The organism is Poseidonocella pacifica (assembly GCF_900111875.1).
Lineage (GTDB): Bacteria > Pseudomonadota > Alphaproteobacteria > Rhodobacterales > Rhodobacteraceae > Poseidonocella > Poseidonocella pacifica.
Genome location: NZ_FOJU01000007.1, coordinates 42,527 through 68,088 on the forward strand (window position 1 = coordinate 42,527; position 25,562 = coordinate 68,088).

Here is a 25,562-nt window from a genome sequence, read left to right on the forward strand (position 1 = left end):
AAGGAAAACGCTTGTGACATGCTTTTGGACAGGCAGACGAGCATCAGGCAGGAAGCATGACACAACCCGAAGAGAAGCGCGTCCGTCAGACGCTTGAGCCCTATCATTTGCAGCTTCTGGACGCCGTTTTACGTGGTTACCAAGAGTGGCGGGAGATTCGGCGGTTCAAGATTGAGAATGGCTTCGGCACCGCGCTGTATCCCAGGACTGATGCCAACGAGATCTTCGACGCAGTTGTGCGTAACGCCATGGCGCTCTTTGCAGACGATCCTGAGGTTCGCATTGTGCAGGAGCCGCAAACAGTTAAGTTTTGCTTTTCAGGGCAAGTTCTTCTTCGTTTCAAAAAGGGGGACGAAGCGAACCTTGGGCGAAACCTCAAAACGCAGGCAGTCCTCGACTTTGTTTCTGCCCAAGGCACGTTGCCAGGTCTGCCTCCAGAAGCCGCCAAGGTTGAAGTGCTGTACTCGTCTTCAGAGCTTGGTGACGCAATCGAGAGCGTTCTGGTTGTGGCGCGCGATGGTGATCAACTGCTATGGCATTACGAGCTTAGCGATATCGTCGACGAGAGCTCGGTTGTTCCGCTCCTTCGTTCGGCACCTGATCGCTTTACGGACGATGAACCGCTTGTCAAACCGCGCAATCCCGACCAGGACACCGGTCGAGGCAAAAAAGACTGAGAATGATTCATCATGGCTACCAAGGGAACATTGCTGAGGCTTGCTCGGCACCTACGAGGATTCACGCAGACGAAGTCGGCGGAAAAGCTGGGTGTCGCTCAAGCTGTCTATTCTCGTATGGAGAACGATATCGTCGAATTTGACGATAAGCTGATCTCTAAGGCAGCCACAGTGTTTGAAGTTCCGGTGGATTTTTTCGACATTACCGACACAGTTTATGGTCCTCCGGTGAGTGTTCATACCATGCTTCGAGGGAACTCCCAGGTTACCGCGAGAGATGTGGAAATGATCACAGCTGAGTTGAACATCAGGCTATTTCATTTGCGACGGTTCTTGGAAAATGTCGAGCTAAACAGGACCTTGGAGCTTCCGCGTCTTGATGTCGAAATGTTCGATTCCCCATCTGCTATCGCTGATATGGTCAGGCTTCATTGGCAAATGCCCGAAGGCCCGATTAGCAATCTGACACGCGTGTTGGAGCGTGCGGGGATCATTGTAGGTTACTCGGACTTTCATGGAGCCGGGGTAAGTGGAGTAACTTTTGCAGCTCCTGGTCAGCCTCCCCTGATCCTGTTGAATCCAAATCATCCGGCAGACAGGGTAAGGTTCACGTTGGCTCACGAGCTTGGTCACTTGGTGATGCATCGATTTCCGACCCCTGAAATGGAAAGCGAAGCCAACGAGTTTGCGTCCGTGTTTCTCTTTCCTCGTAAGGCTCTCCAAGAGGCTTTTAGAGGGCGAAAGCTCTCGCTGTCTCTGTTGGCCGCGCTAAAGCCTGAATGGAAGATGTCTATGCAGGGCATTCTTTATGCTGCTCAACGCGAGAACATCGTCACCAAAAATCAAGCCAAATATCTCTGGACCCAGATCAGTTCTCGTGGGTGGAAAACAAGGGAGCCGGCGAGCCTTGACTTCGAGCATGATCCGGCTTCGGTCCTGCCTACCATAATCAAAACGCAAATCGAGGACCTCGGCTTTGCCAAGAGCGATCTGGTCAAGCTTTCAGGTATTCACGAGAAGGAATTCGACCGTCTCTATCCCTTTGACAATACTCCCAGTCCATTGCCTCGGCTGCGGATCATTAACTAAAGAGCGAAACTACTTAGATAAATGTGGGGCGAAGTGTGGGTTCGCCTCAACTATGTTCGGATATTACATAAGTATATCAGCATGTTAGGGTGCATGTTCTTCGGACACCTCCTCCGCCATTATCCCCATTGCGAACCAGTGACACCGCCCTGACCTTCGGCGTGCGCAGCAGGCGACGAATTTCACCGACCACGGCATCCTCGACCACGCCTCCCGGCAGCCGCTGCGGGCCTCGGATCTCAGCCTTGAGCCGTTTCTTGATCACGTCCATCGACGCATAGGAGCGATAGCCCCGCGTGCCCTTGTTGGTGTGGTGCGGGGTCATCGCTGTAAATGACCGTTCAAAACTGACCCGCTTTCAGCGTTTGATTTCGACCCGTCGTTCAGAGGGCAAAGCCCCCAGGCGGGCCGCCCTGATATAGCGAATCCGTCTGGGGGGCGTTGCTTGCGGTGCGTTTACTTTTCTATGCGGCTTTTGCTCTGCGCGAAGCGGTATGACGAGTTGCCGGTCTCGATGATGGCACAGTGGTGCGCCACGCGATCCCGCAGCGCGGTTGCCATCTTGCCGTCGACGCGCGCGTAGAGGCTTAATCCGCGGACGAAGGCCCCAAGTTTCAGCGAAAAATTCAATTTTCGACTTCTCCCACGGCTTCGCAAATGAGGTCTGCAATCAGGGAGCAGTCTTCGGAGGAGAAGCTCAATGGCAACCGCATGTCGAATAGGGTTTCTAGGATTCTGTCTGTCGCGGGCAGGTTTTGTTGCGTCAAATAGCGCCAGCTTTGATGGTTTGAGGTGAAGCCGGTCGGCTCTTTGGCCCCGAACCACTTGATCTCTACGCCGCGGTCCGCGGCCGCGGACAGAAAAGCGCGACACGTCTCAGGGTTCCAGCCTGGAACCCTGAACTGGATTGAGGATCCGACGTGGGATTCTGCTGGGGGCAGGGGGATTGTCACGATCCTGCTCTCGGCCTTCAGTCTGCCCTCAACGATACCATATCGTTCGTTCCAACGGCGCAGGTTTTCGTTCAACCGGGTGAGTTGAGGGCGCAGAATGGCCGCACGGAGATTGTCCATTCGCGCCGAACAGTTTGGCATTTCATAGCGCGCGTCGGCAAACGCCTCGGGGGAAGGCCCCGCGCCGTGTCGCTCGTAAAGCATGTAGCTACCGGAGAGGATCGTCGCGCGTGCGGCGATCAAGGGGTCATTCGTGGTCAACAACCCGCCTTCGCCGGAGTTCATATGCTTGTAGGTCTGCGTAGAAAAACAAGCGGCCTTTCCCCAATTCCCCGACCGTACTCCGGCCCATTTGGCCCCCATCGTGTGGGCGCAATCTTCGATCACCGTAACATCGGCACCGTCGCAAATTTCCATGAGCTTTTGCATGTCGCAGAGGTGACCGCGCATATGGGACAGCATAAGGAACCGCGCGCCGGACGACGCGATTTTCCTTTGAAGGTCGCCAAGATCGATGCGCAGAGTTTCGTCGATCTCAACAAGTACTGCGCGACCGCCGACCGCCTCAATGGCGCCGGGAACAGGGGCCAGGGTGAAGCCGTTGGTCAAGACGACATCGCCTCGCTGCACTCCGCTTGCACGCAATGCGATTTGCAGCGCCTGCCCACCAGAAGTCAGCGCAAGACAGAACTGGCATTCTTGCCAATCGCGGTATTCGGATTCGAGGGTCGCGACCTCACCAGATTCGCCGGCGGCCACGTTGTAGCGATGCAGGCGGCCACTTTGCAGTACGGCAACAGCCGCGTTGATCGCATCCTCAGGGATTGCTTCCTGCTGTGTGAACGACCCGTCGAACTTTCGCCCAGGCGGTCTTGGATTATCCATGGAGTGCCCCCGGTTGCCTGCGTTTCACCAATTGCTGTTGTGCTCCGTCAACGGAGTAGTCCCGCTAAGGGTCAACTTAACTGAGATGCCCTATTTTGTGAGGAACGTAGCATGACAGTTATCGCGAGTGGAACGGGTGCGGGGTTTGAAATCCCATCTGCTTACCAAGTTGTGGAGGGCATTGCGGGGCGCGTTCGGAAATTCGGCTCATTCGGCAGTCGGAGAAACACCGTTTCTTTTGCTGAAAGGCCCCCCAATCGGAGGGCCTTTCGCGTATTCAGCCAGCCAAGACAGCGGCATTTTCATTGAGGTATGCCTCTATCGTGCGGGGTTTTGTCCCGGTGAGCTTTTCTACATCGTCCGTGACGAGGTCGGTGAAGCCTTGCCTCGTGTTGGCGTCGAACCCGATCAGGACGGGAACCATGAAGTTTGGCACACCGGCAGCTTTCATGCCTTCGGCAAGCTGGTCGTCGGTAAGATTGACCACTTCAATTGGCTTGCCCGCCGCTTCGGAAGCCAGTGCGGCAATCTCAGCATTCGTGAGGGCTTCGGGACCGGTCAGGGTGAAGGTCTGGTTCGCGACCTCACCCGAAAGCATGGCCGAAGCCAAGGCATTCGCGGCATCCGCATGCGAGATGTGGGCGGTGCGACCCTCTCCCGCGGAGGTAAACCACTGGCCCGTGGCAAAGGCCTGCGGCAGGCTCATGGCCAAATTCTCCTGATACCAGCTATTGCGCAGGATCGTGTAGGTCATGCCCGATGCGACGATCGCCTCTTCGGTGCCCGCATGGTCGCCGGCAAAGGTGATGGGGGAGTCCGGCACCGGGTTTGGCATGGAGGTGTAATAGATATGGGAAACCCCTGCGGCCTTGGCGGCCGCGACTGCGGCGGTTTGCTGCGCCAGGCGTTTGCCGGGAACATCCAGCGCATCGGTGGAAATCAGGGCGAGGCGGTCCGCTCCGGAAAATGCCTCTACGAGGCTATCGGGAGCATCGAAATCGGCTCGGCGCACCACTACCCCCTGCGAAGCGAAGTCCGCGAGCTTGGAGGGTTCGCGCGTGGTCGCGATGATGTTTTGGGGGGCAACGCCCTTCTCCAGCAAGAGCGCGACCGTGTGGCGGCCCAGTTTGCCTGAGGCGCCCGTTACCAAAAGAGTTTCCGTCATGTGACTACCTTCTCAATACTGCGAGATCGCTTGAGCGCTCTCTTTTCTATACCTGCTCTCAAATATAGATTGAGATCGATCCGTAAAGTAGGCACATTGAGGTAACCTGCCACAATTGAGGCCGAGCTTGTGACCGCCACTCCGATGAATGAGCCGATAATGGATCTCGTCGCCGCGAAAGAACGAGGGTTCACGCTGGATGATTGTCCCGTGCGCGACGTTTTGGATAAACTGTCGGGCAAATGGGCGACCCTGTTGCTGTTCGAGTTGCACATCGGGCCAAAACGCTTCGGTGTCCTGCGGCGGAGCGTGCCGGACATCTCTCAGCGGATGCTGACGCAGACCCTGAGAACGCTGGAACGGGATGGCTTCATCAGCCGGACAGTGAAGCCTACCAAACCGCCGAGCGTTGAATATGCACTGACGGATATGGGCGCGTCGTTCATGCCCTTGATCGCTGAAATCGTAGCGTGGGCTGACCAGAACCATGAGCAGATCAGACTGATGCGGCGAACGTTTGACGCAGTTGAATAGGGGGCAACGAATGCGCGCCGCAGCCCCGCCCCCAACACCCCAAAGAGCAAAGCCCCGGCCATGACGACATGGCAGGGGCCTTGCAAGAGGTTGTTGAGTTAGACCGTGCCGCCGAGCGACCCCTCCAACTGTGCCAACTCCTGACCGCCGGCCATCAGGTCCTGAAGCTCTTCGGGTGTTATCTCACCCCGCGTGGCGGTTCCGAGGGTCTTGCCACGGTTGAGCACCGTGAATCTGTCTCCCACTGCGAGAGCATGGCGCACGTTGTGGCTGATGAAGACGACCCCGATCCCCTGTTTGCGGACCCGGTCAATCGTCGCCAGAACGTTGGAGGTCTGGCGAACGCCGAGGGCCGAGGTCGGCTCATCGAGGATCAGGATTTTCGCCCCGAAGTATACGGCCCTTGCAATCGCGACGGTCTGGCGCTCGCCGCCCGAAAGCGTGCCGACGGCTTGGTCAGGTCCACGCAGGTTGATACCCATCTTGCGCATCTCTTCCATGGTCACTTCATCGGCCTTCTTCTTGTCGAGAAAGCTTATCCCGGCGACCTTGTGCGTCGGCTCATTGCCCATGAAGAAATTGCGGCTCACACTCATGAGCGGGATCATGGCGAGGTGTTGGTGCACCGTGGCAATCCCCGCCGTGATGGCATCACGCGGGTCGTCGAAATGCAGCGGCTTGCCTTCGAAGAAGATCTCGCCCGATGTCGGCTGATGAACCCCGGACATCGTCTTGATGAAGGTGGACTTGCCCGCGCCGTTATCCCCTAGCAAGCAGTGGCATTCACCCGGCCTCACGTCGAAGCTGACACCGGCGAGGGCGATCACCCGGCCAAAGTGCTTCTCGATGTTCCTCATTTCTATGATTGGCTGAACATCGGCTTTCGGATCAACGTGATGGAATTTGCTGTCGGTGGTCATATCAACGCTCCCCGGTGATGATGCGGCGGATGTAGGTATTCAGGATGACGGCCCCCAGCAGGATAACCCCAAGGAACACCCGGAACAGCGAGCTTTCCACCCCAGCAAAGAAGAGGCCCTGTTGCACTACCCCGAAGATGAGTGCCCCAAGCGCCGCGCCCAAGACCGAGCCATATCCACCGGTCAGAAGTGCGCCCCCGATGACCACGGCAATGATCGCCTCGAATTCCTTGAGCAGTCCACGGTCGGCACCCGCAGAGCCGAATTCCATGACCTGACAGACTGCGAACACGGTGGCGCAGAATGCCGTGAACATGAACATCAGGATCTTCACCCGGTTGACGGGAACGCCGGAGTTTCTGGCCGCTTCTGCATCGCCGCCCGCGGCAAAGATCCAGTTGCCGAATTTCGTCTTGGTCAGGAGGACATGGCCGAAGATGATCAACACGATGGCCCAGACAATCAACATCGGGATCCCATCTACCACAGGCTGACCGGCTTTGGTGCCGCGCTCGAAGGTGGAGATGATCCCGGCTTCGCCCAGCCATGTGAACAGACCGCCAAGGATCTTTCCACCAAAGACCGGGGCCAGCCAGTCGCCTTCGGAGACGTCGATGATACCGCCAATGATGGTTTTGCGCTCGATCACCTGAGGTAGAAAGATCGTAAAGCCGCGGAGAATGAAGAGGAACGCCAGCGTCACGATGAAGCTAGGCAGCCCAGTGCGCACAACGATCCAGCCGTTGAAGGCCCCGATCGCGGTACAAAGCACAAAGGTCGCCATGATCGCGATCCAGACCGGCCAGCCATATGTGACCGAGAAGATGGCAATCATCATTCCCGCGAAACCGATCATGGAGCCGACGGAAAGGTCAAATTCGCCGGCGATCATCAGAAGGCACGCGCCGACCGCAATGATCATGAATTGCGCCGAAACGACGGACCAGTTCATGAAGCCTTGGCTGCTGAACATCCCGCTGTCGAAAGCGAACAGCAAGAAGAAGGTGAACACGGCAACGGTTCCGACGATGCCGCCCAGCTCGGGACGGATCAATGCGTTGCGAAATGCTGAGATTTCCTTGACGCGTTCGTCAGATTTTGCCGTAGGTTGGGCCGCGTTAGCCATGCGACAACTCTCCAATGACTCAGGTTTTCAGGGGAAAAGAAGGGAAGGGCGCCGCGCGATGACGGCTCCCTTCCCCAGGATAAATCAGCGGTACTCGCCCGCGAACTCTTCGATTTTTTCCAACCCTTCGGCGGTAATGAAGCCGGGGCCGGAGTTGATGTTGTTGCCCGGAAGTACGCCGTAGCGGTGGTAGTTGGTCATGACCACCACAGGCAGATAGGCTTGCAGGAAGGGCTGTTGGTCGATGCCCCACTGGATGACACCCGATTTGATGCCTTCAACGATTTCGCCGCCCAGATCGAAGGTGCCGAAGTAGATATCACCGGCCATGCCGTTCTCTTCGAGTGCAAGCAGGGTGGGGTCCGCCGAGGTCGGGCCAAGCGTCAGAACCGCATCGGTGTCGGGGTTGGAAGACAGATAAGCCATGACACGGTTCTTGATCTCACCCGGGTCTTGCCCCGCGTCGATCATCTGATTGCCGAGTTCGATACCAAGGCCGTCTGCGAACCCTTGGCAACGTTCCTGAGAGGAGGGTTGCACGATGTAGTGGTTCACGCAGAGGAAGGATGTGATGCCATCATTCTTGGCGCGCTGGCCAGCGGCAAGGCCTGCATCGTATTCGGGCTGTCCGACATACATCAGGGCGCCAAGCTCGCGGGCTTTCTCGGGGCTGCCGGTGTTCATGATGATCACGTCGATACCGCTGTCGACAGCGTTGCGGATCGGACCTTCGAGAATGTCGGGATCAGCCAGCGTGGTGATGATGCCGTTCGGTCCGGAGGCCGCAGCTTGGTCGATGATCCGCGCCATATCGGCAAGGTCGCCTGTGGGCGGATTGCGATATTCGACCTCGACGTCCATTTGTTCGCCAGCCAGCGCGATACCATTCTTGATGGTGTTCCACCAGCTGTCGCTGTCTGGTGCGTGGCTCACCAGAATGTATTTCTCTCCCTCGGCCGATACGGCCGTCGCGGCGATCATTGGACCCGCTGCAACGGCGGTGGCCAGTGCCAGCTTCTTGATTGTCGAACTCATGTGTTCCTCCCTGAACTCATTCTCGAGGCGGGCAAACCCGTCTCTCAGGGAGAAGCTTAACAGCAAAGACCTATTTTTGCAACCGGTTGCATTTTTGATTTTGATTTTGCCCTTTTTTAACCTTACAGTCGGGTTAAGTTATCGGGAATACAGAACAATATGGATCAGATCGAATGGCTGTGACGTTGAAAGAGGTTGCGGAGAGGGCGGGTGTTTCGCGGTCTGCGGTATCGCGCACCTTTACCGACGGCGCCTCTGTTTCGGATGTCATGCGGCGCAAGGTGGAAAAAGCCGCGCGGGAGCTCGGCTATAGCCCCAACGCGCTGGCGTCATCCCTGACGACGGGGCGGACCAAGCTGATTGGATTGGTGTCCAACAACTTTCACAACCCGATCTTTCTAGAGGTCTTTGATCTCTTTACGCGCGGATTGCAGGATCGAGGGTTGCGCCCGCTGCTGGTCAACCTGTCCGACGAGGTCGATCCGGAGAATTCGGTGCGCATGCTCCGGCAATACTCCGTCGATGGCGTCGTCGTGGCCTCATCAACCTTGCCACCGGGGTTTGCCAAAGCGTTCCGCGATGCCGGTGTTCCGGTGGTCCATTCCTTTGGCCGCTATTCCTCCGCGCCGGAGGTTCATGTTGTGGGGATCGACAACCGGGAGGCCGGGCGCCTTGCCGCGCGGACACTCATGGAACGAGGCTATTCCCACGTGGGTTTCATGGGCGGCCCTGAATCGGCCTCTTCTACTCAGGATCGGTATGAGGGGTTCATGACGGAGATGTCTGCCCATTCCAAGATCCGGGTCAGTTATTCCTTCGCCAAGGCCTATTCTTTCGACGCCGGCCGCGAGGAAATGCTCCGCGTGCTCGCGGCATCTCCGGCCGAAGCCTTCTTCTGCGGGGATGACGTCCTGTCGATCGGGGCGCTTTCGGCGATCGAAGACAGCGGGTTGGAATGCCCAAAGGACGTGGGAATTTTGGGGCTGAACGACATGGAAATGGCGCGTTGGAACAACATCAATCTGACCACGATCCGACAGCCGATCCGCCAGATCGTCACCTCGTCCATTGAGTTGATGGTCGCCACCCTGGACGAGCGTGACAGGTATCCCGAAGCGCGGATATTTTCGTGCACAGTGGTCGAACGGGGCACATTGCGCCCCGTTCTGAAAGGTTAGCGGAACATCGGCGGGCGGGCGTCCATCCAAGCCCCGTCGTTTTTGGCAGAGGCTACGGCCGTGTGCACTGCCGCCATGGAGCGCACGCCAGCTTCCGCGTTCGGCAATCCATCGCGGGTTTCACCGGCAATCGCATCCGCCAGATCGCAATAGATATTTGCCACTGCCAGCGGGAAACCTTCGGGGTGGGCAATTGACACGCGGCTAAGCCGTTTTGCGTCTTCGTGCAGACCGCCTTCGCCCTTTTCGATGATCTGGGTGCGGCCGCCGACTGGCGTATAAATCAACTGGTTCGGTTGCTCCGAGGCCCACCGCAATCCACCGGTCTCGCCAAAGATTTGAATATCAAACCCATGTTGCCGGCCAATCGCCACCGAAGAGGTCCAGAGTCGACCGACGGTGCCGCCAGCCATGCGGAAATTGACCATCGCATCGTCTTCCAATTCACGGCTCGGAATAGTGGACGCAAAATCAGCTGAGAGGGTTTCCACCTCGTCGTCGCAGATAAAGCTCGCCATATGCAGCGCATGGATGCCGCAATCCGCGAATTGGCCCGAAACGCCCGCCATCTTGGGATCATACCGCCAACGAACCCGAGGGTTGTCGGCATCTGTCGCATCCCCGTGGTGGCCATGGCTGAAATTGGTGACCACCAAACGGACTTTTCCGATTTCGCCATTTCGCACCATGGCCCGGGCCTGCCGCACTATGGGATAGGCGGAATAACAGTAGTTCACCGAGCAAATCTTGCCCGACGCCTTGGCCACACGAACGATTTCCTCGCCTTCTTCGACCGTCATGGTCATCGGCTTTTCGCACAGGACGTTGAACCCTGCTTCGAGGAATGCTTTTGCGATTTCGAAATGGGTCGCATTGGGCGTGGCCACGGTGACCAGATCGATCCGGTCGTCGCGGTCCTTCTCGCCGGCCAGCATCTCTGTCCAGTCGCCATAGGCACGGTCCGCCGCGATCCCAAGGCTTTGAGCATAGGCGCGGCCCGCCTCTGGTCGGTGATCCAACGCGCCAGCGGCAAAGGTGAAACGTCCGTCCGCTTGGGCACCCAAACGGTGGGCCGGGCCGATTTGGCTGCCTTCGCCGCCACCAATCATGCCCCAGTTCAGTTTTTTCATGGGTCTGGTCTCCTCAGACGAAGCCGATGGATTCAAGGTATTCGCGGTTTTTGCGCGCATCGCCAAGTGTGTCGGGGTTCAGCGTGGGGTCGCAATCCTGCTCGACCGTGCACCAGCCTTGGAACCCGGCATCGAGAAGAACCTGCCGGACGGCGGGAAAATCCACATCTCCCTCACCGAGGTTGCAGAAGATGCCCTGACCGCAGGCATCGTAGAAGCCAGTGCGGTTCTCGATCACGCGGGATTTCACCTTTGGATCGATATCCTTGAAGTGCATATAGGAAATTCGATCGATGTGCCTTTTCATGAAGGCGACCGGATCAAAACCGGCGTAGGAATGATGCCCGGTGTCGAAGCAGATCTTCAGGATCTTCTCGTCAACCTCGTCCAACAGTCGTTCGAGTTCCGGCTCAAAATCCATGAACCCGGCTGCATGGGCGTGAATGCCCACGGTCAGGCCGTATTCTTCTGCGCCGATCCGTGCGCTCGTGGCGATGCGGTCGCGATAGGCCGTCCATTCGGCGTGATCCATTTGCTCGGCCTCGCTGGCGCGACCTGCGGTGGGCGCACGACGGGGCGAAATGGAATCGATCAACACCATGTGCTGCGCTCCGTGGGCCTTTAGTGCGCGGGCGGTGCGGTGGGTGGCGTCAAGCACCTCGTCCCATGCGTCAGGGTCGTGATAGGGGCGAAAGACCACGCCGCCGATCAGTTCGAGGCCATTCTCCTCCAACCCCTCCCGCAGGATATCAGGATCTTCGGGCATGAAGCCCACGGGGCCCAGTTCGATGCCCTTGTACCCCGCCTCGGCGCATTCCTTCAGGACGTGCTGCCACGTCGGATTGCGTGTATCGTCGGCGAATTCGACCCCCCAAGAGCAGGGTGCGTTCCCAATTCTGATGCTCATTGCTTGCTGTCTCCCGTCATCAAAAATCGTTGATGTCTTGCCAAGTTCCGCTGTCCGCCGAGGCTAGGGTGGCTGCGATCACCCGGTTGACCTCATGCCCGTCGCGAAAGGTTGGCCATATGGCGGTACCGGTCGCGATGGCGTTCAGAAAGTCCTTGGCCTCGATGATGATCTGGTCCTGATACCCCGTGCCGTGGCCGGGACCTTGGCAGAAGGGTTCATAGTCCGGGTGGGCCGGACCAGTCAGGATTTTGGTAAACCCGCGTGTCGCTTCGGGGCCATCCATCCGATAGAGCCAGAGCGCGTTTTGATCCTCTTGGTCAAAGCGTATTGCGCCCTTTGTTCCGGATATCTCATAGGCATAGCCCATCTTTCGCCCGGTCGCCACGCGGCTGAAATACATCTGACCCATTGCGCCATTTGCGAAACGGCACATCATCTGGGCGTGATCATCATTGCTGACGTCGCCGCCGGGGCGCGTCTTGTGAACGGTTTCATAAAGCCCCATGGTCCGTGCGATCGGTCCCATGAGGGCAAGCGCCCCGTTGATCATGTGGGGCGCGAGATCCCCCATCGTGCCATTGGCCATGCCGCTGGTGCGCCATGTGGCTGGGGCGTCCGGGTCGGCAAGAAAATCCTCTGTGTGTTCGCCGCGGAACCAGGTGATATCGCCGATTTCTCCGTCCGAGATCAGCTTGCGCGCGAACTGGCTGGCAGGGGTGCGAATGTAGTTGAAGCCAACCATGTTGACCACGCCAGCGGCCTCTGCCGCGGCAACCATGGCCGCGCTGTCGTCAAGGGACGCTCCGAGCGGTTTTTCGCAGAACACCGGTTTGCCCAAGCTGAAGGCGGCCTCGGCGATCTCTCGGTGGGTTTCCTGCGGCGTGGCGATGACAATCGCCTCAACCTCAGGTGCTGCCACAAGAGTGCGCCAGTCAGCCGTTGCGCGAGCAAATCCATAGGCCTCGCGATACCGCTCTGCGCTTTGTGCGCTAGAGGCGCAGACCATCTCAAGCCGGGGACGGAGCGCGGTGCCGAATATCGCGCCCACGGAGGACATGGCCACTGCATGCGCCTTACCCATATAGCCACCGCCCAGAATGCCGATGCCGATCTCAGCCATAACTCCCCCTCCCAAATTCCGAAAACAGTTTGCAACCGGTTGCAAAATCTGTAACGTGAGTCTAGACATCTCGCAAGCTGGAATCGACTGGCTGATAGAATTTCCCAGGGAGGGTTCGCGCAAATGACTACGACAGAGGGCACCATCCGGTTGACCACCGCGCAGGCGATCATTCGCTGGCTCGCCAATCAGTATATCGAGATTGACGGGCAGGAGATGCGCGTTTGCGGGGGCGGCTTCGGCATCTTTGGTCATGGCAACGTAACGTGTCTGGGAGAGGCGTTGAATCGCGTGCGGGAGGAGTTGCCGCTCTATCGCGGGCAGAATGAGACGAGCATGGGGTTTGCCGCCTCAGGCTATGCCAAGCAGTGGCTGCGCCAACGCTTCATGTTCTGCACGGCGAGCGCCGGACCGGGCACGGCCAACCTGCTGACGGCTGCCGGGCTGGCCCATGCCAACCGCCTTCCGATGCTGATGCTGTGCGGTGATACCTTCATCACGCGTTTGCCCGATCCAGTTCTGCAGCAAATGGAGAACTACTACGATCCCACTTTCGGGGTGAACGATGCGTTCAAACCGGTCAGCCGTTTCTGGGATCGTATCTGTCACCCGGCGCAAGTGATCCAATCGCTGCCCGCAGCTCTGGCGACCTTGCTTGATCCTGCTGACTGTGGTCCGGCCTTCATCGGCTTGCCACAGGATGTGCAGGGGTGGACCTTCGACTATCCAGAGAAGTTCTTTGCCAAGAAAGTGCACCGTATACGCCGCCAATCGCCGGACGCGGATGAGATTGCCGACGCTGTTGCGGCGCTCAAAGCAGCCGAGCGGCCAATGGTCATTGCCGGGGGAGGGGTGCAGTATTCCCGCGCGGTTGCAGAACTCACCGCCTTTGCCGAAGCGCATCAGATCCCCGTGGTCGAAACAATCGCCGGGCGTGCCAACATGCTGGCAACGCATCCGCTCAATATCGGCCCCATCGGTGTTACCGGATCGGATAGCGCGAACGCTATCGCGGAGAAGGCCGATGTGATCCTGGCCGTTGGCACCCGGTTGCAAGATTTCACCACCGGATCATGGACAGCCTTCGCCAAGGACGCCCAGATTGTCGCGGTCAATGCTGCGCGGCATGACGCGGGCAAACACATGTCCCTGCCGGTTGTGGGGGATGCGAAATTGTCTCTTGCCGCGCTGTCGGCTGCACTCGACTACACTGCCTCGCAAAGCTGGGTCGCATCTGCCCGCGAAGAGCGCGCCAAGTGGGACGCGTATGTTGCCGAAAACGTCAAACCCGGCAATCGTCCCAATTCCTATGCGCAGGCGATCGGCGTGGTGAACGATCTTTGCGACCCCCGCGACCGGGTGGTTGCTGCGGCAGGCGGCCTGCCAGCCGAGGTCACCGCCAACTGGCGCACGCTCGATATCGGTACGGTGGATGTTGAGTTCGGGTTTTCCTGCATGGGCTATGAGATCGCCGGCGCATGGGGCGCCCGCATCGCGCAGGCCGAACAGGAGCCGGATCAGGATACCATCACCTTCTGCGGCGATGGCTCTTACATGATGCTGAACTCGGACATCTATTCCAGCGTTCTGAGCCGCAAGAAATTGATCGTTATGCTGCTCGACAATGGCGGTTTCGCCGTCATCAACAAGCTGCAGAACAACACTGGCAACGAGAGCTTCAACAACCTGTTGGAGGATTGCCCGACCATCCCCGAACCCTTTGGGGTGGATTTCGTCGCCCATGTGACAGCGATGGGGGCCAGTGCGGAGAAAGTCGCCAACCCTGCGGAACTTGGCGAGGCATTCAAACGCGCCAAGGCTTCGGACAAAACCTATGTCATCGTGATGGACGTCGATGCCTATGAGGGCTGGACAACCGAAGGCCATGCCTGGTGGGAAGTCGGAACACCGCATATCACCGATAGCGATCGGGTGCGGGCGGCTCATGAAGATTGGGAATCTTCCCGCAGCAAACAGCGTCGGGGCGTCTGATGAGTGCGTTGATCGACGGAATTCGCAAGGGAAACTTCGCGGTCTTCGGCCGCGCGGGAATGGACATGTTCGCAGATCCAGAAGGCACGCGCGCCGAGGAAGCAGAAACCTTCCGCGCCGATCTTGGCGGATCATCTGCGAATATTTGCGCAGGACTTTGCAAGCTGGGGATGCAATCGGCGCTGGTGACCTCTGTATCGGACGATAACGTAGGGCGGTTCTGTACGAACCGGCTGCGCCACTACGGTGTCGATACTCAGTACTTGAAGGTCCTTGGCGGCGAATACCGTATTTCGCTCGCGGTCTATGAAAGCTGCATCGAGGATTTCCAGCTCACCATCTACCGCAACAACGCGGTGGATTTTCAGGTGACCGATGAAGACGTCGACCGGGTGGACTACGCCAGCTTCGGCGCGCTGATCACCGCCGGCACCGTCTTTGCCGCCGAACCCTCACGGTCCTCCACCTTTCGCGCCTTTGACAATGCCCGAAAGGCGAACTTGCCGGTGATCTTCGACATCGACTATCGCCCCTATAGTTGGCCTTCGGCGGAGGAGGCTTCCGAGGTGCTGACCCGCGCGGGCGAGCAAAGCGATCTGATCGTCGGCAATGACGAAGAGTTTGGCTTCATGGCGGGCGGCCTCGACAAGGGATTGGACAAGGCCCGTGAACTCGCCGCCAAGGGCAAGATGGTTATCTACAAAATGGGACAGGAAGGTGCCCTCACGCTCGCCGACGGCGAAGAAATCCGCACCGGTATCTATCCCGTCACGGCGATCAAACCCAACGGCGCGGGCGACAGTTTCATGGCCGGTCTGCTGGCGGCCATTGCCGAGGGGCGCCCCCTGAAGGAGGCCGTCCTGCGCGGCTCTGCCTGCGCCTCCATCGTGGTGAGCCAACCCGGCTGCGCCCCTGCCATGCCCACCACGCCTGAGCTTGATGCCTTTCTGGCAGAGCGCTCCGGCCCCACGGACGTCTGAGAAGGAAACAGAGATGCATATCGCCCCGCATGACAATCAAAACAAACCTATCGTCGATGTCGACCACGATCTCGTTCCGCTGAACTACTTCAATATCGTGACTCTCAAACAGGGTGAAACCTTCGACTATGCAGTGCCGGGGTATGAAACCTGCGTCGTGCCTGCAACCGGCACAGTCGATGTCGATGTCGATGGCGCGGGCTTTGCCAAGCTGGGCAATCGCGGCGTCGATGTGTGGGATGGTGAGCCCGAGGGCGTCTATGTGCCGAGCGGCGCTCAAACCCGTCTGACCTGCATCAGCGCCACCGCGGAAGTGTTCATCGCCGGGGCAAAATACGACAAGGTGCTGGAGCCGTTTGACGTCCGCGAAGCCGAGATCGACCTTGTGCAATATGGGTCGGACGACACCAAGACCCACCGCAAGATCAAACACATCCTCGGCGGTAACCAACACGACAAGGTAGGCCGCCTGTTGGTGAGCGAGCTTTATACGGTCGGGGCAGGGGGCTGGTCTGGCTTTCCCTCACACAAGCACGACACGGATCGGTACGATGACAATGGCGAGTTGATCGAGACGCGCCATGACGAGACCTATAATTTCCGGTTCAGGCCGAACAAGGGGTCGGGCCTGCAGATGCTGCAACGAGAAGACAACGAGGCGGGCGATGCCTATCACATCATGGACCGCTCCACGATCCTGATTGACAAGGGCTATCACCCTTGCTGCGCGCTTCCCGGCTATGAGATGTACTACTTCACCATCCTCGGCGGGCTCTCGCAGCGCTCTCTCAAGCAGTATTTTCAGCCAACCCACGCCGAGCAACTCCATACGATCCCGGGGATCATGGATATGGTGGCCAAGTTCAAATGACCTTGGTAACGCTCAAAGATGTCCTGCAGCCGGCGCTCCGCGACGGTTATGCCGTTGCCGGGCTCGTGACGCTGGGGTGGGAGGACATGCGGGCCTACGTGGCCGCCGCAGAAGCCGAGGGCTGTCCCGTGATCCTGCAGGCCGGGCCTTCGTGCCGCGAACACACGCCGCTGCCCGTTTTGGGCGCGATGTTTCGAAATCTGGCGGAGGGCGCGTCGGTGCCGGTCGTGGCGCATCTGGATCACGGTTATACTGCTGAAGACTGCCGTATCGCCATCGACAGCGGTTTCACCTCGGTAATGTTCGATGGTTCGCGCAAACCGCTGGCTGAGAACATCGAAGAAACCACGGCCATCGCCGCCATGGCTCACGCCGCGGGCGTGTCCTGCGAGGGCGAGATCGGCTTTGTCGGGTATTCCGGCGGCGAGAATTCCGCCGGAACCGACCCGGAAGAAGCTGCTCGGTTTGCACGTGAAACCGGTGTCGATGCGATGGCTATCTCAGTCGGCAACGTGCACCTTCAGCAAGATAAACAAGGGGGTCTTGATGAGGCCCGCATTCGCGCCATCGAAGCGGTTACCGAAGTGCCGCTGGTGATCCACGGCGGTTCAGGTGTTCCGGTCGCGCAGCGCAGTGCGTTGGCGCGGGGATCGGCGATCTGCAAATTCAACATCGGAACTGAGTTGCGCATGGCGTTCGGACAGGCTCTGAGGAAGGCCGTGGATCGCGACCCCAACCGCTTCGACCGCGTTCAGATCCTCAAAGAAACTCATGACCCGCTGGTCGCGGCGACCCGCACCGTGCTGCGCGCTTTCAAAAGCGTTTGAATGACGAGCATCCAGCAGGGGCGACCCTCATGTTCGAGTTGGTCCGTTTTCCCGCTCTACATCCGGATCGGCCGTACCGAGCAATCGCCCTGGCGCGCATAACCGGTCACTGAGACGAGAGGTAAGGCCACGTTCGCGCTGCTGGCCCCCCTGATACCGGCGCCTATACCGGAACGATCCATCGTTTTCTGCGTTGTACGTAGAATGCGCCGGGAGGCTGATGTCCGAAGCGTGCGTTCCATGAACTTCAATCAGCCGAACCCTTGCAAACGAGGTACATCCACGTGTTTCATCCCAACGACTTTCTCGATCTGATACTTCGTTCGACAGCTTTGTCGGCTATCGCCGTTTGCTGGGTCGTGGTCGTTGTACGGGTGGTTGGTTTGCGGGCCTTCTCGAAAATGACGGCATTCGATTTTGTCGTGACCGTTTCAATCGGCTCCCTGCTCGCTGGTGCAAGCCAAGCGACGAGCTGGACCGGATTTTCGCAGGCGACGCTCGCCATGGCAAGTCTCTTGGGGTTTCAGTTCATCGTTGCCAAGTTACGGCGAAAATCCGAGCGCTTTGCCGATGTGGTGCAAAATTCGCCTGTCCTGCTGATGCGAGAGGGAGAGATTGACTACGACGCACTTCAGGCCACTCGGGTCGCGAAAGAAGATCTCCTCGCGAAGCTCAGGGAAGCCAACGTGCTCGATTTCGCCGAGGTTCGCGCAGTGGTTCTGGAGACTACCGGCGATATTTCGGTCCTTCATGGAGATCGGCTCCAAGACCGCCTTATCGACGATGTGCAGCATGTGTCTGCACGGGGCCCGTCGTCGGCGCTCTGACGGACCGGCCTTCTAGGCGATCTCCGTTTGAGGTAAGAACGACAAGACCCTCGCGTATTGAGAACATATCCGGTCCGTGTCCGCCCGAGCATTGCGCGGGGACCAAAAACCCACTCAGATCCACCACCGCACGCTCAGGCTTTCGGCCCTCGTCGCCCTTTCTAAAGGTGGATTGGCGGATTTGTGCATCTCAACGCCTCCCGCTGCAAATGCCTGGCGTTGGTCCCGCCGGTTTTAGTGACGCGCTAGAGGTAATTTCGGACTATCCCGGTTTGGAGAAGCTGGCTTGACTCGAACTGCCCTGTCTGGATCAGGCCGGGGGGCCGGCTGGCTAAGGTCTCCGCGACGCCGAATGCCTTCACCCAACTGGCCAGAGACTAACATAGGTCAGTGCCGACAGATGGCACCTGACCTACAAGTTGAGGTCGTCCGATTGCGCGGGCCTTCCAAACCGAGGGCCTGCTGACAAGCGTAGACGACAGACCTGCCAGCATTATGGAGCCCCCGAGATGAACATGCGGTCATCCAGATCGACGGTGACGTTCTCAAACGCGTTTTCCCTCTTGGGCTATAGGGGTCAGTTGCCTGCTGGCGATTACGACGTTCTGGTTGAAGAAGAACTTCTTCAGGGGCTCACCTTCGAAGCGTTTCGACGGACGGCGACATACCTGCTCGTGCTCGGCGCGGGCGGACGGACGGGCCGATGCGAAATGCGCGCCACATGCGAAAGCGACCTGAACGAGGCGCTGAGCCGGGACCGGGCCGCTTCCCGAAGCAAAAATGATAGCGAAGCGGCGCTCTCTCCGCTGGAGGACTTGAAATGAATACTCCCGAATGGCTCAAACCCGGAATCTACGGCGCTGTGATTGGCGCTGCCTTCGTCGGCGTGGTCGGATTTTCCTGGGGCGGCTGGATGACAGGCGGCGGCGCGAACAAGATGGCGAGCGAGATGGCGCATGACGAAGTCATTCTGGCCATGGTGCCGGTCTGTCTGGATATGGCGCGTGTGGATCCAAACCGGACCACGCACCTCAACGCTATTCGTGAGGCATCATCCTTCAAGCGCCGTGATGCTGTGATGGCGGCTGGCTGGGCAACGATGCCCGGAGCGGACTCGCCAAACCGCGATCTTGCGCAGGCCTGTATCGAAGGTCTGAATCTGGATGCGTCCTAAGGCATCTTTCTAAGTCGCCAGCCGCGACGACACTCGTCTCAGCTTAACTGACCCTGCCGCCGCCCTCGGGCGATCCGTTGTCCGCGCGGTGTGCACATTGGGACCATACATGGAACTGGAAAAACAGATTTCTCTGATGAACAGAACACCGACCGCTCGCCCGGCACCCCGTCAGGGGCCCGAGGTTCAAGGCAATCATCCTCGAATGAACTCTGGCCCTGTGCCTACGGCAACTATCTATTGCGAGGGTAATTTTAGTCAGATCGACGGCAAGACCGCAAACGGCTTGGTGCGTCACTCACAGGCTTACCGTATCGCCTCCGTGATCGACAGCACCCTTGACGGTCGCGATAGCGGTGAGGTCCTTGGCGAAATAGCCAACGGCATACCCGTCCTCGCAAACCTTGCGATGGCCGCCGCGCTGCACAAAGACCTCCCGGATACTTTGATCTATGGGATGGCGCCTTCAAACGGCAAGCTCTCGGCAAAAGATCGGAGCGTCGTTCTTGACGCCATTGCCTATGGGATGAACATCGTCAGCGGTTTGCACGAGTATCTCGGTGACGATCCCGAAATCGCTGCCGCCGCCAAATCTTTTGACGTGACCATCCGCGATATTCGTAAACCCCGTGCCAGCAAGGATATGCGCCTGTTTGATGGCAGCGTGGCGGAGGTGGAAGCGATCCGTATCGCCGTCTTGGGTACGGATTGCGCTATCGGGAAGCGGACCACCGCAACCGTACTGGCAAAAGCCTTGAATGCGAGGGGGATCAAAACGGTGCTTGTCGGCACCGGACAGACAGGTCTCATGCAAGGCGCGAAATATGGCATCGCCATGGACGCTGTGCCGCCCCAATTCTGCTGCGGAGAGTTGGAACGCGTCGTGGTCGCGGCATGGGAAGGCGAACGGCCCGATGTCATCCTCATCGAAGGTCAGGGCGCGCTCAGCCATCCGGCATTTTGTACCTCCGCGTTTATCCTGCGTGGCTGCCAACCCCATGCCGTGATCCTGCAACACGCGCCCAAGCGGAGCCATCGGTGCGATTTTCCTGATATGGCAATGCCTGTCCCGAAGAGCGAGATCAGCCTGATCGAAGCCTTTGCCGATACAAAGGTGATTGGCGTCACGATAAATCACGAGGGCATGAACCTGCCCGACGTCGACACGGCCATCAGGGTGTATTCGCACGACCTCGGCCTGCCTGTCACCGATGCTCTTCTGTGTCCTGCCGAAAACCTCGTTTCGATGGTTCTGAGCGCTTATCCAAAGCTTAGCGCTCTTCCCGTCGTGGCGGCGTAGAGATCGCTCCGCGCATTGAAATCGACCTGGGAAAGATCCGTGAGAATACGCGCTTTCTGGTGGATGCGCTGAGGGCAAAGGGGATCCGCGTAGCGGGTGTGACCAAGGCCGTATGCGGTGATCCGGCGGTTGCCGGAGCGATGCAGCAGGGCGGCGTTTCCTTGCTTGCCGATGCGCGAATTTCGAATGTCGCGCGCCTGCGCAGCGCTGGGATCACGTGCCCGATCGAACTGATCCGCTCTCCCATGCCAAGCGAAGTAGACCGCGTCGTGGAAACGTGTGCGGCAAGCTACAATACCGAAATGGAGGTGATCGCTGATCTCTCTGCCTCTGCGCTCCGCGCGGGAAAGGTGCACGGCGTGATCCTCATGGTCGAAATGGGAGATATGCGCGACGGGATATGTCCCCATGAACTTGGTCGCTACGTATCATTGGTCGCCCATCTTCCCGGCGTGGCTCTATCCGGTATCGGGGCAAACTTCGCGTGTTTGGGCAATGTCTCACCGGATGATGAAGCCATGGCGGCATTCTCCGACCTTGTGAAAGACATCGAAATTGATGCGCCGCCTCTGAAAGCCGTCTCCGGAGGAGGTTCGGCAAATCTACCTTGGGCTTTTGCCTCCGGGACAAAGGGGCGCGTCAACGAATTGCGATTGGGCGAGGCTATTCTGCTGGGTACAGATCCCGTGTCGGGCGATCCAATAGACGGGCTTCATACCGACGCATTTAGGTTGGTGGCCGAGGTGATCGAGGCAAACTGCAAGACTGGGCACGCAGGTCCGCGCCGCGTGGAGTGTGAAAATTCGGAAGCGCATTTGGGAGAGGTTGGCGCTACCTCGCGCATCATTCTCGCCCTCGGGATGCAGGATACCGACGTGCATGGATTGACCTTTCCTCCCGGTGTTGCCGCCATCGGAGCGACGAGCGATCACACGGTATTGTGCAGCAGCGAACGAGGATTTCGACCTGGAGCCGAAATTAGGTGCGGAGTGAGCTACGGCGCGCTCATGCGCGCCATGAACGCGCGCGATGTTGAACGGGTTTATGTCGAAGCGGGAAGCAGTTTCGGCCAAATAGGTGAGCCTCTTCAGGCAAGACCAACGACCAACATCGGCGTTACGCTAGCACCGGTCGTTGGGTAGGAGCGTAGGGAAACATTCTCCGGACGCGCCATAGTAAAAGTGCCCGTCTGTGACTATGTTGGTTTCAGCCTCAAACAAGTTTCGCGCCGCAACTACACGCGCGAAGCGATTGTAGGTGATTTAAGGAAAACTCATGTCTTTCAATGATCTGACGGCCAAAGCAGAAGCCGCGGCAAAGTCAAAGTCCGTGGAAACGAAAGCCGACCCTGCGAAATCGGATGGGCCGGACACCGTTGCGAAGAAGCCGGATTCAGCATCCAAATAAGCTCCGGACAAAAGTTCGTGCGACCCTGGTGGGGCCGCACGGATCATGATGTTGTCGCTTGTGCCGTAGGCGCCCTGAACCACGCGTCGACATGCGCGCGGTCGTGATTCAGAACCTGCCGGGCAAAGCAATGCCGCTCCTGCACCGAGCGTAGGCTGCGCATCGTCTGAACGCAGCCTCTCAGCCGCGGAAGTTCACTTTCTGCGCTGGGTATCGAAAGCGGCTGCATGCTTCGCGCCGTTTCACCAAGTTGACGTAAAAGCAGTTGGTCGAGAGGTTCCAGAGCGCTGTCGAGTGCATCAGGCTGACCAGACAAGCGCGCCGTCAACACCGCGGCCATTCCCCGTGGTGCGCGCCCCGTCAGCCGCATGGACGCGCGCACAATGGCATCGGGCGCCCTGCCGACGCGCAGACCCATGGCCACGGAACGATCGATGATGTCGCGATCCTCCTGACAGTCCATCGCGCGAAATCCGCCCACTTCGCGATAGGCCGCACGTTGAAAGCCCAGGTTCGCCCCACCGGCCGTGTTGATCAGCAACGCACGCAAGGCCCGCCCTCCACACATGAGCCGTACGATTTCCATCGATAGGGTGAGATACTCTCGCTCAATCTCGCCACCGTGCCGAAGCCGCTCAAGGTGTGCTTGGGGCAAGTCGCTCAACCCCTCGATGCCGCCTGCAACGGCATCCCGCCGGCGCAGCGCGCGTGTCATGCCAGCCACCCAAACAGGATCTGGCTCACAATCGGCATCGGTCGAGAGCAAGACGCGGGCTCTTGGGCTGCGGCGCAGGGCAATAAGATGCCCCAAACGCCGCGCGCGCCCGACACCGCCGCACGGCAAATCTACCTCTGTGACCGTGCAAGGAAGGCCCGCCGGATGTCTGAGCGCCATTCTTGCGGTCTCATCCGTGCTGTTGTTCACGCAAATATGCACGGCGAACGGAGGGGCCTCGCGCTGCGCTGCCAGGGCGGAAAGACAGGCTGAAATGCGATCAGCCTCGTCTCTCGCAGGTATGATGATCGCTACCCGCGCGGCGGAGACGGCTTCAGGGAAGAGCGTAGTCGTCTTCATGATCGCCCCCTGAATACGTCAATTCTATAGCCGGGGCGCCGGCGTACGCAGCGCGCAGGCCGCCCCAGAGCCAACGCAAAACAGCCAAGAGCCTCAGATCCGCTGAGCATATTGCCGCTCGGGCCAAGCCACGTCACCGTGACAACATCCGCCTTTGGCCAACGCCCGGTGATCTGGTTCGCAAGGCGCGCGATGCCGGCACGGGTCAGGAAATAGAGCATCTCCGAGACAACGATGAGGTCGTACATCCCAGCGGGCAGCCGGGCGGGTAGGAAAAGCTGGTGAAAGTGGGCAGCAGGGACCGCGCGCCGCGCTGCGCAGAGGGCCTTGGCAACAGCGTCGACCCCGGTGTAGCGCCCGCATCGCGGAGCGAGATGACGCGCGAGTTCGCCGTTTCCACATCCAATTTCCAAGGCTGAGCGATGGCGGCGCCGGGGAAGGGCCGCGGCTGTGGCGCGGAATTTCTCCTGCTCGTAGGCGCTTGTACGAAAACCCCACGGATCGTCACTGGTCGCATAGATGCGACCCAGCCGGTCTTCTGCCACACCGATCAATTCTCCACCTCAAAGAAAATTTCGGGACCCGCCCGAAACCCCGCTAGGAAATCCTCGGGGAGGACGAAGCCATCGGGGGAGTCTCGGACAATCGTTCCGTGTTGGCTGCGATGCGCCGCGATTGCGCGATCCTTTGCCTCTCGGGCGAAGCCTGTGTTGAAATGTATCTCGCGCTTGTACTGAAGTTTCTCTCGGTATTGTTGATCGTACCACGCAGACCAGATCGGATAGGAGAACAAGGGTACGCCTGCGTCGCGTGCGGCCCGCGCGGCGATCTCCGCGGTCGCTTCGTGGTCACAGTGCGGGTCGGTGCGGGCGGGCGCGAAAAGACTTCGCGCGCCATTGGTGCGAAGCCGCTGGGAAATTCGAGCTGCTATTTCATCGAACCTGTCCGAGAGAGCAGGGAGCCTGCCATCGGGAAGCACAAAGTGCGTGATGTTCTCCGAACGCCCCCCAAGGATTTCAATCGCCCTCTGCAATTCGGTGGCCCGGAGTTGCGCGAGACGGTCCGGCGGCCAATCGGTCGATCCGGGATGCGACGCGCTGCCATCGGTCATGCAGATCACGTCGGCTCCCGGCCCGGAAAAGGCGGCGGCCAGCAGAGCGCCACAGCCAAGGCTTTCGTCATCCGGATGGGGGGAGAGTACACAAATCGGCGCGCCTTGTGAAAGCTCCTCAAAAGTCATCACTTGCGGCATCTCAGCGATCCAACCAGTTGGAGAGGGGGCCGGACAAAAATGCTTTTGCGGTCCGGATCTGAAACGCGTCGCGGGCCGCTTGGCGGATGTAGCACGCAAGATCCCGCGCGGCCCGGCCTGTTGGATGCTCTGCTGCGAAGAGTGCCAGCCCCACGGAACGCTCCACGGCGGAGACAGCAACCTGTGCCAGTTCTTCCGTTTCCAGACGCAGGGCGAGCGACCGCGTCGCCGCGTCTTCCGGCGCCGCTCTGCCCGTTGGCCCCGACGCTATTGCCCCTGCTTCGATTACCGCGGGCCACAGCGCAACTGCGCGTCCTGCGACCGGCCCCAAGCGCAGCAACTGCGCTTCTGCATCGAGCCTATCAGATGCTCGAAGTCCGTCTGCCGCGCGATCAAGAAGGCCGATGATACCGCCCAGAGTGACAGCCGCGATGCGCCACGTTCCACCGAGAAAGAGCGGCTCGCGCTGAAAGTCGCCGGGTTGCCCTAGTCTTTGCGGCTCAAGCCCCGCGCAATCAAAGCCGCCAGAGCGACTCTCCTGCATCCCCGCCATGTCCCATGCCGCGGGATCGTGGCGGTCGGTGTCCTGCGCGGAGACGAGGTAGAGTTGCTGGCCATCCGGGGTTTCGCCGGTGACGATCGCCCGATCCACGAAGCCAAGACCGGAGGCGAACCGTTTTTGGCCCACCAATGCCCCGTCCGTTTCCCGAACCGGTGTAGGGGCCTCGGCGCCCCAAACCCCTAGCAATTCTCCGGTTTGAGTCTGTAACGCCTGATCGCCGTAGGTCTCAATCAGCGTACGCGCGTTGAAATGCCCCTCATACAGCCGTGCGAGCGAGAGATCCCGAACCGCAATTTCACGCATGGCGATGGCCGTCTCAGATGGGCTCTTGTGGTCAAGAAGTCCGCTCTGCTTCAGCCTGCGCGCGCGGTCGGAAAACGATGCTCCGCTTTCCGGGGCAAAGACGTCGAAATCGGAGAATGGCGTTTCTGAATTGGCTTCTACGGGTGCTGGGATCGACACGGTATTTGTCCTCGCGTGGCAAGCTACCAAACAACGCCCCGCGATCCAGACGGTTCCCCCACAGTCCGACAGGGATCGCGATTGCAGGAAGCCTGAGAAGGGGCGTGATCC

At 59.2% G+C, this 25,562-nt stretch carries 27 protein-coding genes; 13 read left to right on the forward strand and 14 right to left on the reverse strand.

From position 1 onward, the window contains the following. Positions 1 to 56: 56 nt before the first annotated feature. The gene (locus BM234_RS16215; protein WP_092066836.1) at positions 57 to 677 is read left to right on the forward strand and encodes a hypothetical protein; all 621 of its coding nucleotides are present in this window, start codon (positions 57 to 59) and stop codon (positions 675 to 677) included. Between the two features lie 12 nt (positions 678 to 689). Beyond that, complete coding sequence (locus BM234_RS16220) at positions 690 to 1,766, forward strand: helix-turn-helix domain-containing protein (RefSeq protein WP_092066837.1); 1,077 nt, start codon at positions 690 to 692, stop codon at positions 1,764 to 1,766. Between the two features lie 76 nt (positions 1,767 to 1,842). On the opposite strand, the gene BM234_RS17345 is transcribed toward BM234_RS16220, so the two are convergent. The 4 genes from BM234_RS17345 to BM234_RS16230 all read right to left on the reverse strand — a co-directional run bounded on the left by BM234_RS17345 (position 1,843) and on the right by BM234_RS16230 (position 4,769). Continuing rightward, complete coding sequence (locus BM234_RS17345; RefSeq protein WP_139226821.1) at positions 1,843 to 2,091, reverse strand: hypothetical protein; 249 nt, start codon at positions 2,089 to 2,091, stop codon at positions 1,843 to 1,845. Between the two features lie 131 nt (positions 2,092 to 2,222). After that, the gene (locus BM234_RS17350) at positions 2,223 to 2,396 is read right to left on the reverse strand and encodes an ATP-binding protein (RefSeq protein WP_175501300.1); all 174 of its coding nucleotides are present in this window, start codon (positions 2,394 to 2,396) and stop codon (positions 2,223 to 2,225) included. Continuing rightward, the gene (locus BM234_RS16225; protein WP_092066838.1) at positions 2,393 to 3,604 is read right to left on the reverse strand and encodes a DegT/DnrJ/EryC1/StrS family aminotransferase; all 1,212 of its coding nucleotides are present in this window, start codon (positions 3,602 to 3,604) and stop codon (positions 2,393 to 2,395) included. Before BM234_RS16225 ends, BM234_RS17350 begins: the two co-directional genes overlap by 4 nt. 277 nt (positions 3,605 to 3,881) lie before the next feature. Next, positions 3,882 to 4,769: an SDR family oxidoreductase gene (locus BM234_RS16230; protein ID WP_092066839.1), complete on the reverse strand. Its 888-nt coding sequence runs from the start codon at positions 4,767 to 4,769 to the stop codon at positions 3,882 to 3,884. A 159-nt stretch (positions 4,770 to 4,928) separates the two neighbouring features. On the opposite strand from BM234_RS16230, the gene BM234_RS16235 reads away from it, so the two are divergent. Continuing rightward, a complete protein-coding gene (locus tag BM234_RS16235; protein WP_245752710.1) occupies positions 4,929 to 5,303 on the forward strand; it encodes a winged helix-turn-helix transcriptional regulator in 375 nt (124 codons plus the stop codon). A 98-nt stretch (positions 5,304 to 5,401) separates the two neighbouring features. On the opposite strand, the gene BM234_RS16240 is transcribed toward BM234_RS16235, so the two are convergent. From BM234_RS16240 to BM234_RS16250, 3 genes are all read right to left on the reverse strand, one after another. After that, entirely contained in the window at positions 5,402 to 6,223 is an 822-nt protein-coding gene (locus BM234_RS16240; protein ID WP_092066841.1) for an ATP-binding cassette domain-containing protein, read from the reverse strand. A gap of 1 nt (position 6,224) precedes the next feature. Continuing rightward, positions 6,225 to 7,349: an ABC transporter permease gene (locus BM234_RS16245; protein ID WP_092066842.1), complete on the reverse strand. Its 1,125-nt coding sequence runs from the start codon at positions 7,347 to 7,349 to the stop codon at positions 6,225 to 6,227. A gap of 84 nt (positions 7,350 to 7,433) precedes the next feature. Further along, a complete protein-coding gene (locus tag BM234_RS16250; protein ID WP_092066843.1) occupies positions 7,434 to 8,384 on the reverse strand; it encodes a sugar ABC transporter substrate-binding protein in 951 nt (316 codons plus the stop codon). Between the two features lie 173 nt (positions 8,385 to 8,557). Between BM234_RS16250 and BM234_RS16255 the strand changes: the two genes are divergently transcribed. Then, positions 8,558 to 9,562 (forward strand): LacI family DNA-binding transcriptional regulator, encoded by a 1,005-nt coding sequence (locus BM234_RS16255; protein WP_092066844.1) that lies wholly within the window; start codon positions 8,558 to 8,560, stop codon positions 9,560 to 9,562. Here the strand turns inward: BM234_RS16255 and BM234_RS16260 are convergent. The 3 genes from BM234_RS16260 to BM234_RS16270 are packed head-to-tail and all read right to left on the reverse strand — an operon-like array spanning position 9,559 to position 12,722. After that, on the reverse strand, positions 9,559 to 10,692 hold the full coding sequence (locus BM234_RS16260; RefSeq protein WP_092066845.1) for a Gfo/Idh/MocA family protein: 1,134 nt from the start codon (positions 10,690 to 10,692) through the stop codon (positions 9,559 to 9,561). The genes BM234_RS16255 and BM234_RS16260 overlap by 4 nt on opposite strands. A 13-nt stretch (positions 10,693 to 10,705) precedes the next feature. Then, positions 10,706 to 11,599 (reverse strand): TIM barrel protein, encoded by an 894-nt coding sequence (locus tag BM234_RS16265; RefSeq protein WP_092066846.1) that lies wholly within the window; start codon positions 11,597 to 11,599, stop codon positions 10,706 to 10,708. A gap of 19 nt (positions 11,600 to 11,618) precedes the next feature. Then, on the reverse strand, positions 11,619 to 12,722 hold the full coding sequence (locus BM234_RS16270; RefSeq protein WP_092066847.1) for a Gfo/Idh/MocA family protein: 1,104 nt from the start codon (positions 12,720 to 12,722) through the stop codon (positions 11,619 to 11,621). A 123-nt stretch (positions 12,723 to 12,845) separates the two neighbouring features. Between BM234_RS16270 and iolD the strand changes: the two genes are divergently transcribed. The 9 genes from iolD to BM234_RS16315 all read left to right on the forward strand — a co-directional run bounded on the left by iolD (position 12,846) and on the right by BM234_RS16315 (position 21,835). After that, the gene (iolD, locus tag BM234_RS16275) at positions 12,846 to 14,714 is read left to right on the forward strand and encodes a 3D-(3,5/4)-trihydroxycyclohexane-1,2-dione acylhydrolase (decyclizing) (RefSeq protein WP_092066848.1); all 1,869 of its coding nucleotides are present in this window, start codon (positions 12,846 to 12,848) and stop codon (positions 14,712 to 14,714) included. Next, positions 14,714 to 15,694, forward strand: coding sequence for a 5-dehydro-2-deoxygluconokinase (iolC, locus tag BM234_RS16280; RefSeq protein WP_092066849.1), 981 nt, complete (start codon positions 14,714 to 14,716; stop codon positions 15,692 to 15,694). The genes iolD and iolC overlap by 1 nt, the downstream gene beginning before the upstream one ends. Before the next feature lie 13 nt (positions 15,695 to 15,707). After that, positions 15,708 to 16,565 carry a 5-deoxy-glucuronate isomerase gene (locus BM234_RS16285; protein ID WP_092066850.1) on the forward strand — a complete coding sequence of 286 codons (858 nt, stop codon included), beginning with the start codon at positions 15,708 to 15,710 and terminating at the stop codon, positions 16,563 to 16,565. Beyond that, complete coding sequence (locus tag BM234_RS16290; RefSeq protein WP_092066851.1) at positions 16,562 to 17,392, forward strand: class II fructose-bisphosphate aldolase; 831 nt, start codon at positions 16,562 to 16,564, stop codon at positions 17,390 to 17,392. Before BM234_RS16285 ends, BM234_RS16290 begins: the two co-directional genes overlap by 4 nt. A 284-nt stretch (positions 17,393 to 17,676) precedes the next feature. After that, the gene (locus BM234_RS16295) at positions 17,677 to 18,219 is read left to right on the forward strand and encodes a DUF421 domain-containing protein (protein WP_175501301.1); all 543 of its coding nucleotides are present in this window, start codon (positions 17,677 to 17,679) and stop codon (positions 18,217 to 18,219) included. Positions 18,220 to 18,734: 515 nt separating this feature from the next. Further along, positions 18,735 to 19,043, forward strand: a complete 309-nt coding sequence (locus BM234_RS16300; protein WP_092066870.1) for a hypothetical protein — start codon at positions 18,735 to 18,737, stop codon at positions 19,041 to 19,043. Beyond that, positions 19,040 to 19,393, forward strand: coding sequence for a hypothetical protein (locus BM234_RS16305; RefSeq protein ID WP_092066852.1), 354 nt, complete (start codon positions 19,040 to 19,042; stop codon positions 19,391 to 19,393). The genes BM234_RS16300 and BM234_RS16305 overlap by 4 nt, the downstream gene beginning before the upstream one ends. A gap of 205 nt (positions 19,394 to 19,598) precedes the next feature. Further along, positions 19,599 to 20,693: an N-acetyltransferase DgcN family protein gene (locus BM234_RS16310; protein WP_245752711.1), complete on the forward strand. Its 1,095-nt coding sequence runs from the start codon at positions 19,599 to 19,601 to the stop codon at positions 20,691 to 20,693. Positions 20,694 to 20,719: 26 nt separating this feature from the next. Further along, positions 20,720 to 21,835: an alanine racemase gene (locus BM234_RS16315; RefSeq protein WP_281247988.1), complete on the forward strand. Its 1,116-nt coding sequence runs from the start codon at positions 20,720 to 20,722 to the stop codon at positions 21,833 to 21,835. A gap of 308 nt (positions 21,836 to 22,143) precedes the next feature. Here the strand turns inward: BM234_RS16315 and BM234_RS16320 are convergent, their stop codons facing one another. The 4 genes from BM234_RS16320 to BM234_RS16335 are packed head-to-tail and all read right to left on the reverse strand — an operon-like array spanning position 22,144 to position 25,451. Continuing rightward, the gene (locus tag BM234_RS16320; RefSeq protein ID WP_092066854.1) at positions 22,144 to 23,175 is read right to left on the reverse strand and encodes a glycosyltransferase family 2 protein; all 1,032 of its coding nucleotides are present in this window, start codon (positions 23,173 to 23,175) and stop codon (positions 22,144 to 22,146) included. Continuing rightward, a complete protein-coding gene (locus BM234_RS16325) occupies positions 23,172 to 23,720 on the reverse strand; it encodes a class I SAM-dependent methyltransferase (RefSeq protein WP_245752715.1) in 549 nt (182 codons plus the stop codon). Before BM234_RS16325 ends, BM234_RS16320 begins: the two co-directional genes overlap by 4 nt. Positions 23,721 to 23,725: 5 nt before the next feature. Beyond that, complete coding sequence (locus tag BM234_RS16330) at positions 23,726 to 24,427, reverse strand: PIG-L deacetylase family protein (RefSeq protein WP_092066856.1); 702 nt, start codon at positions 24,425 to 24,427, stop codon at positions 23,726 to 23,728. Position 24,428: 1 nt separating this feature from the next. Next, entirely contained in the window at positions 24,429 to 25,451 is a 1,023-nt protein-coding gene (locus BM234_RS16335; RefSeq protein WP_245752713.1) for an acyl-CoA dehydrogenase family protein, read from the reverse strand. Positions 25,452 to 25,562 lie beyond the last annotated feature (111 nt).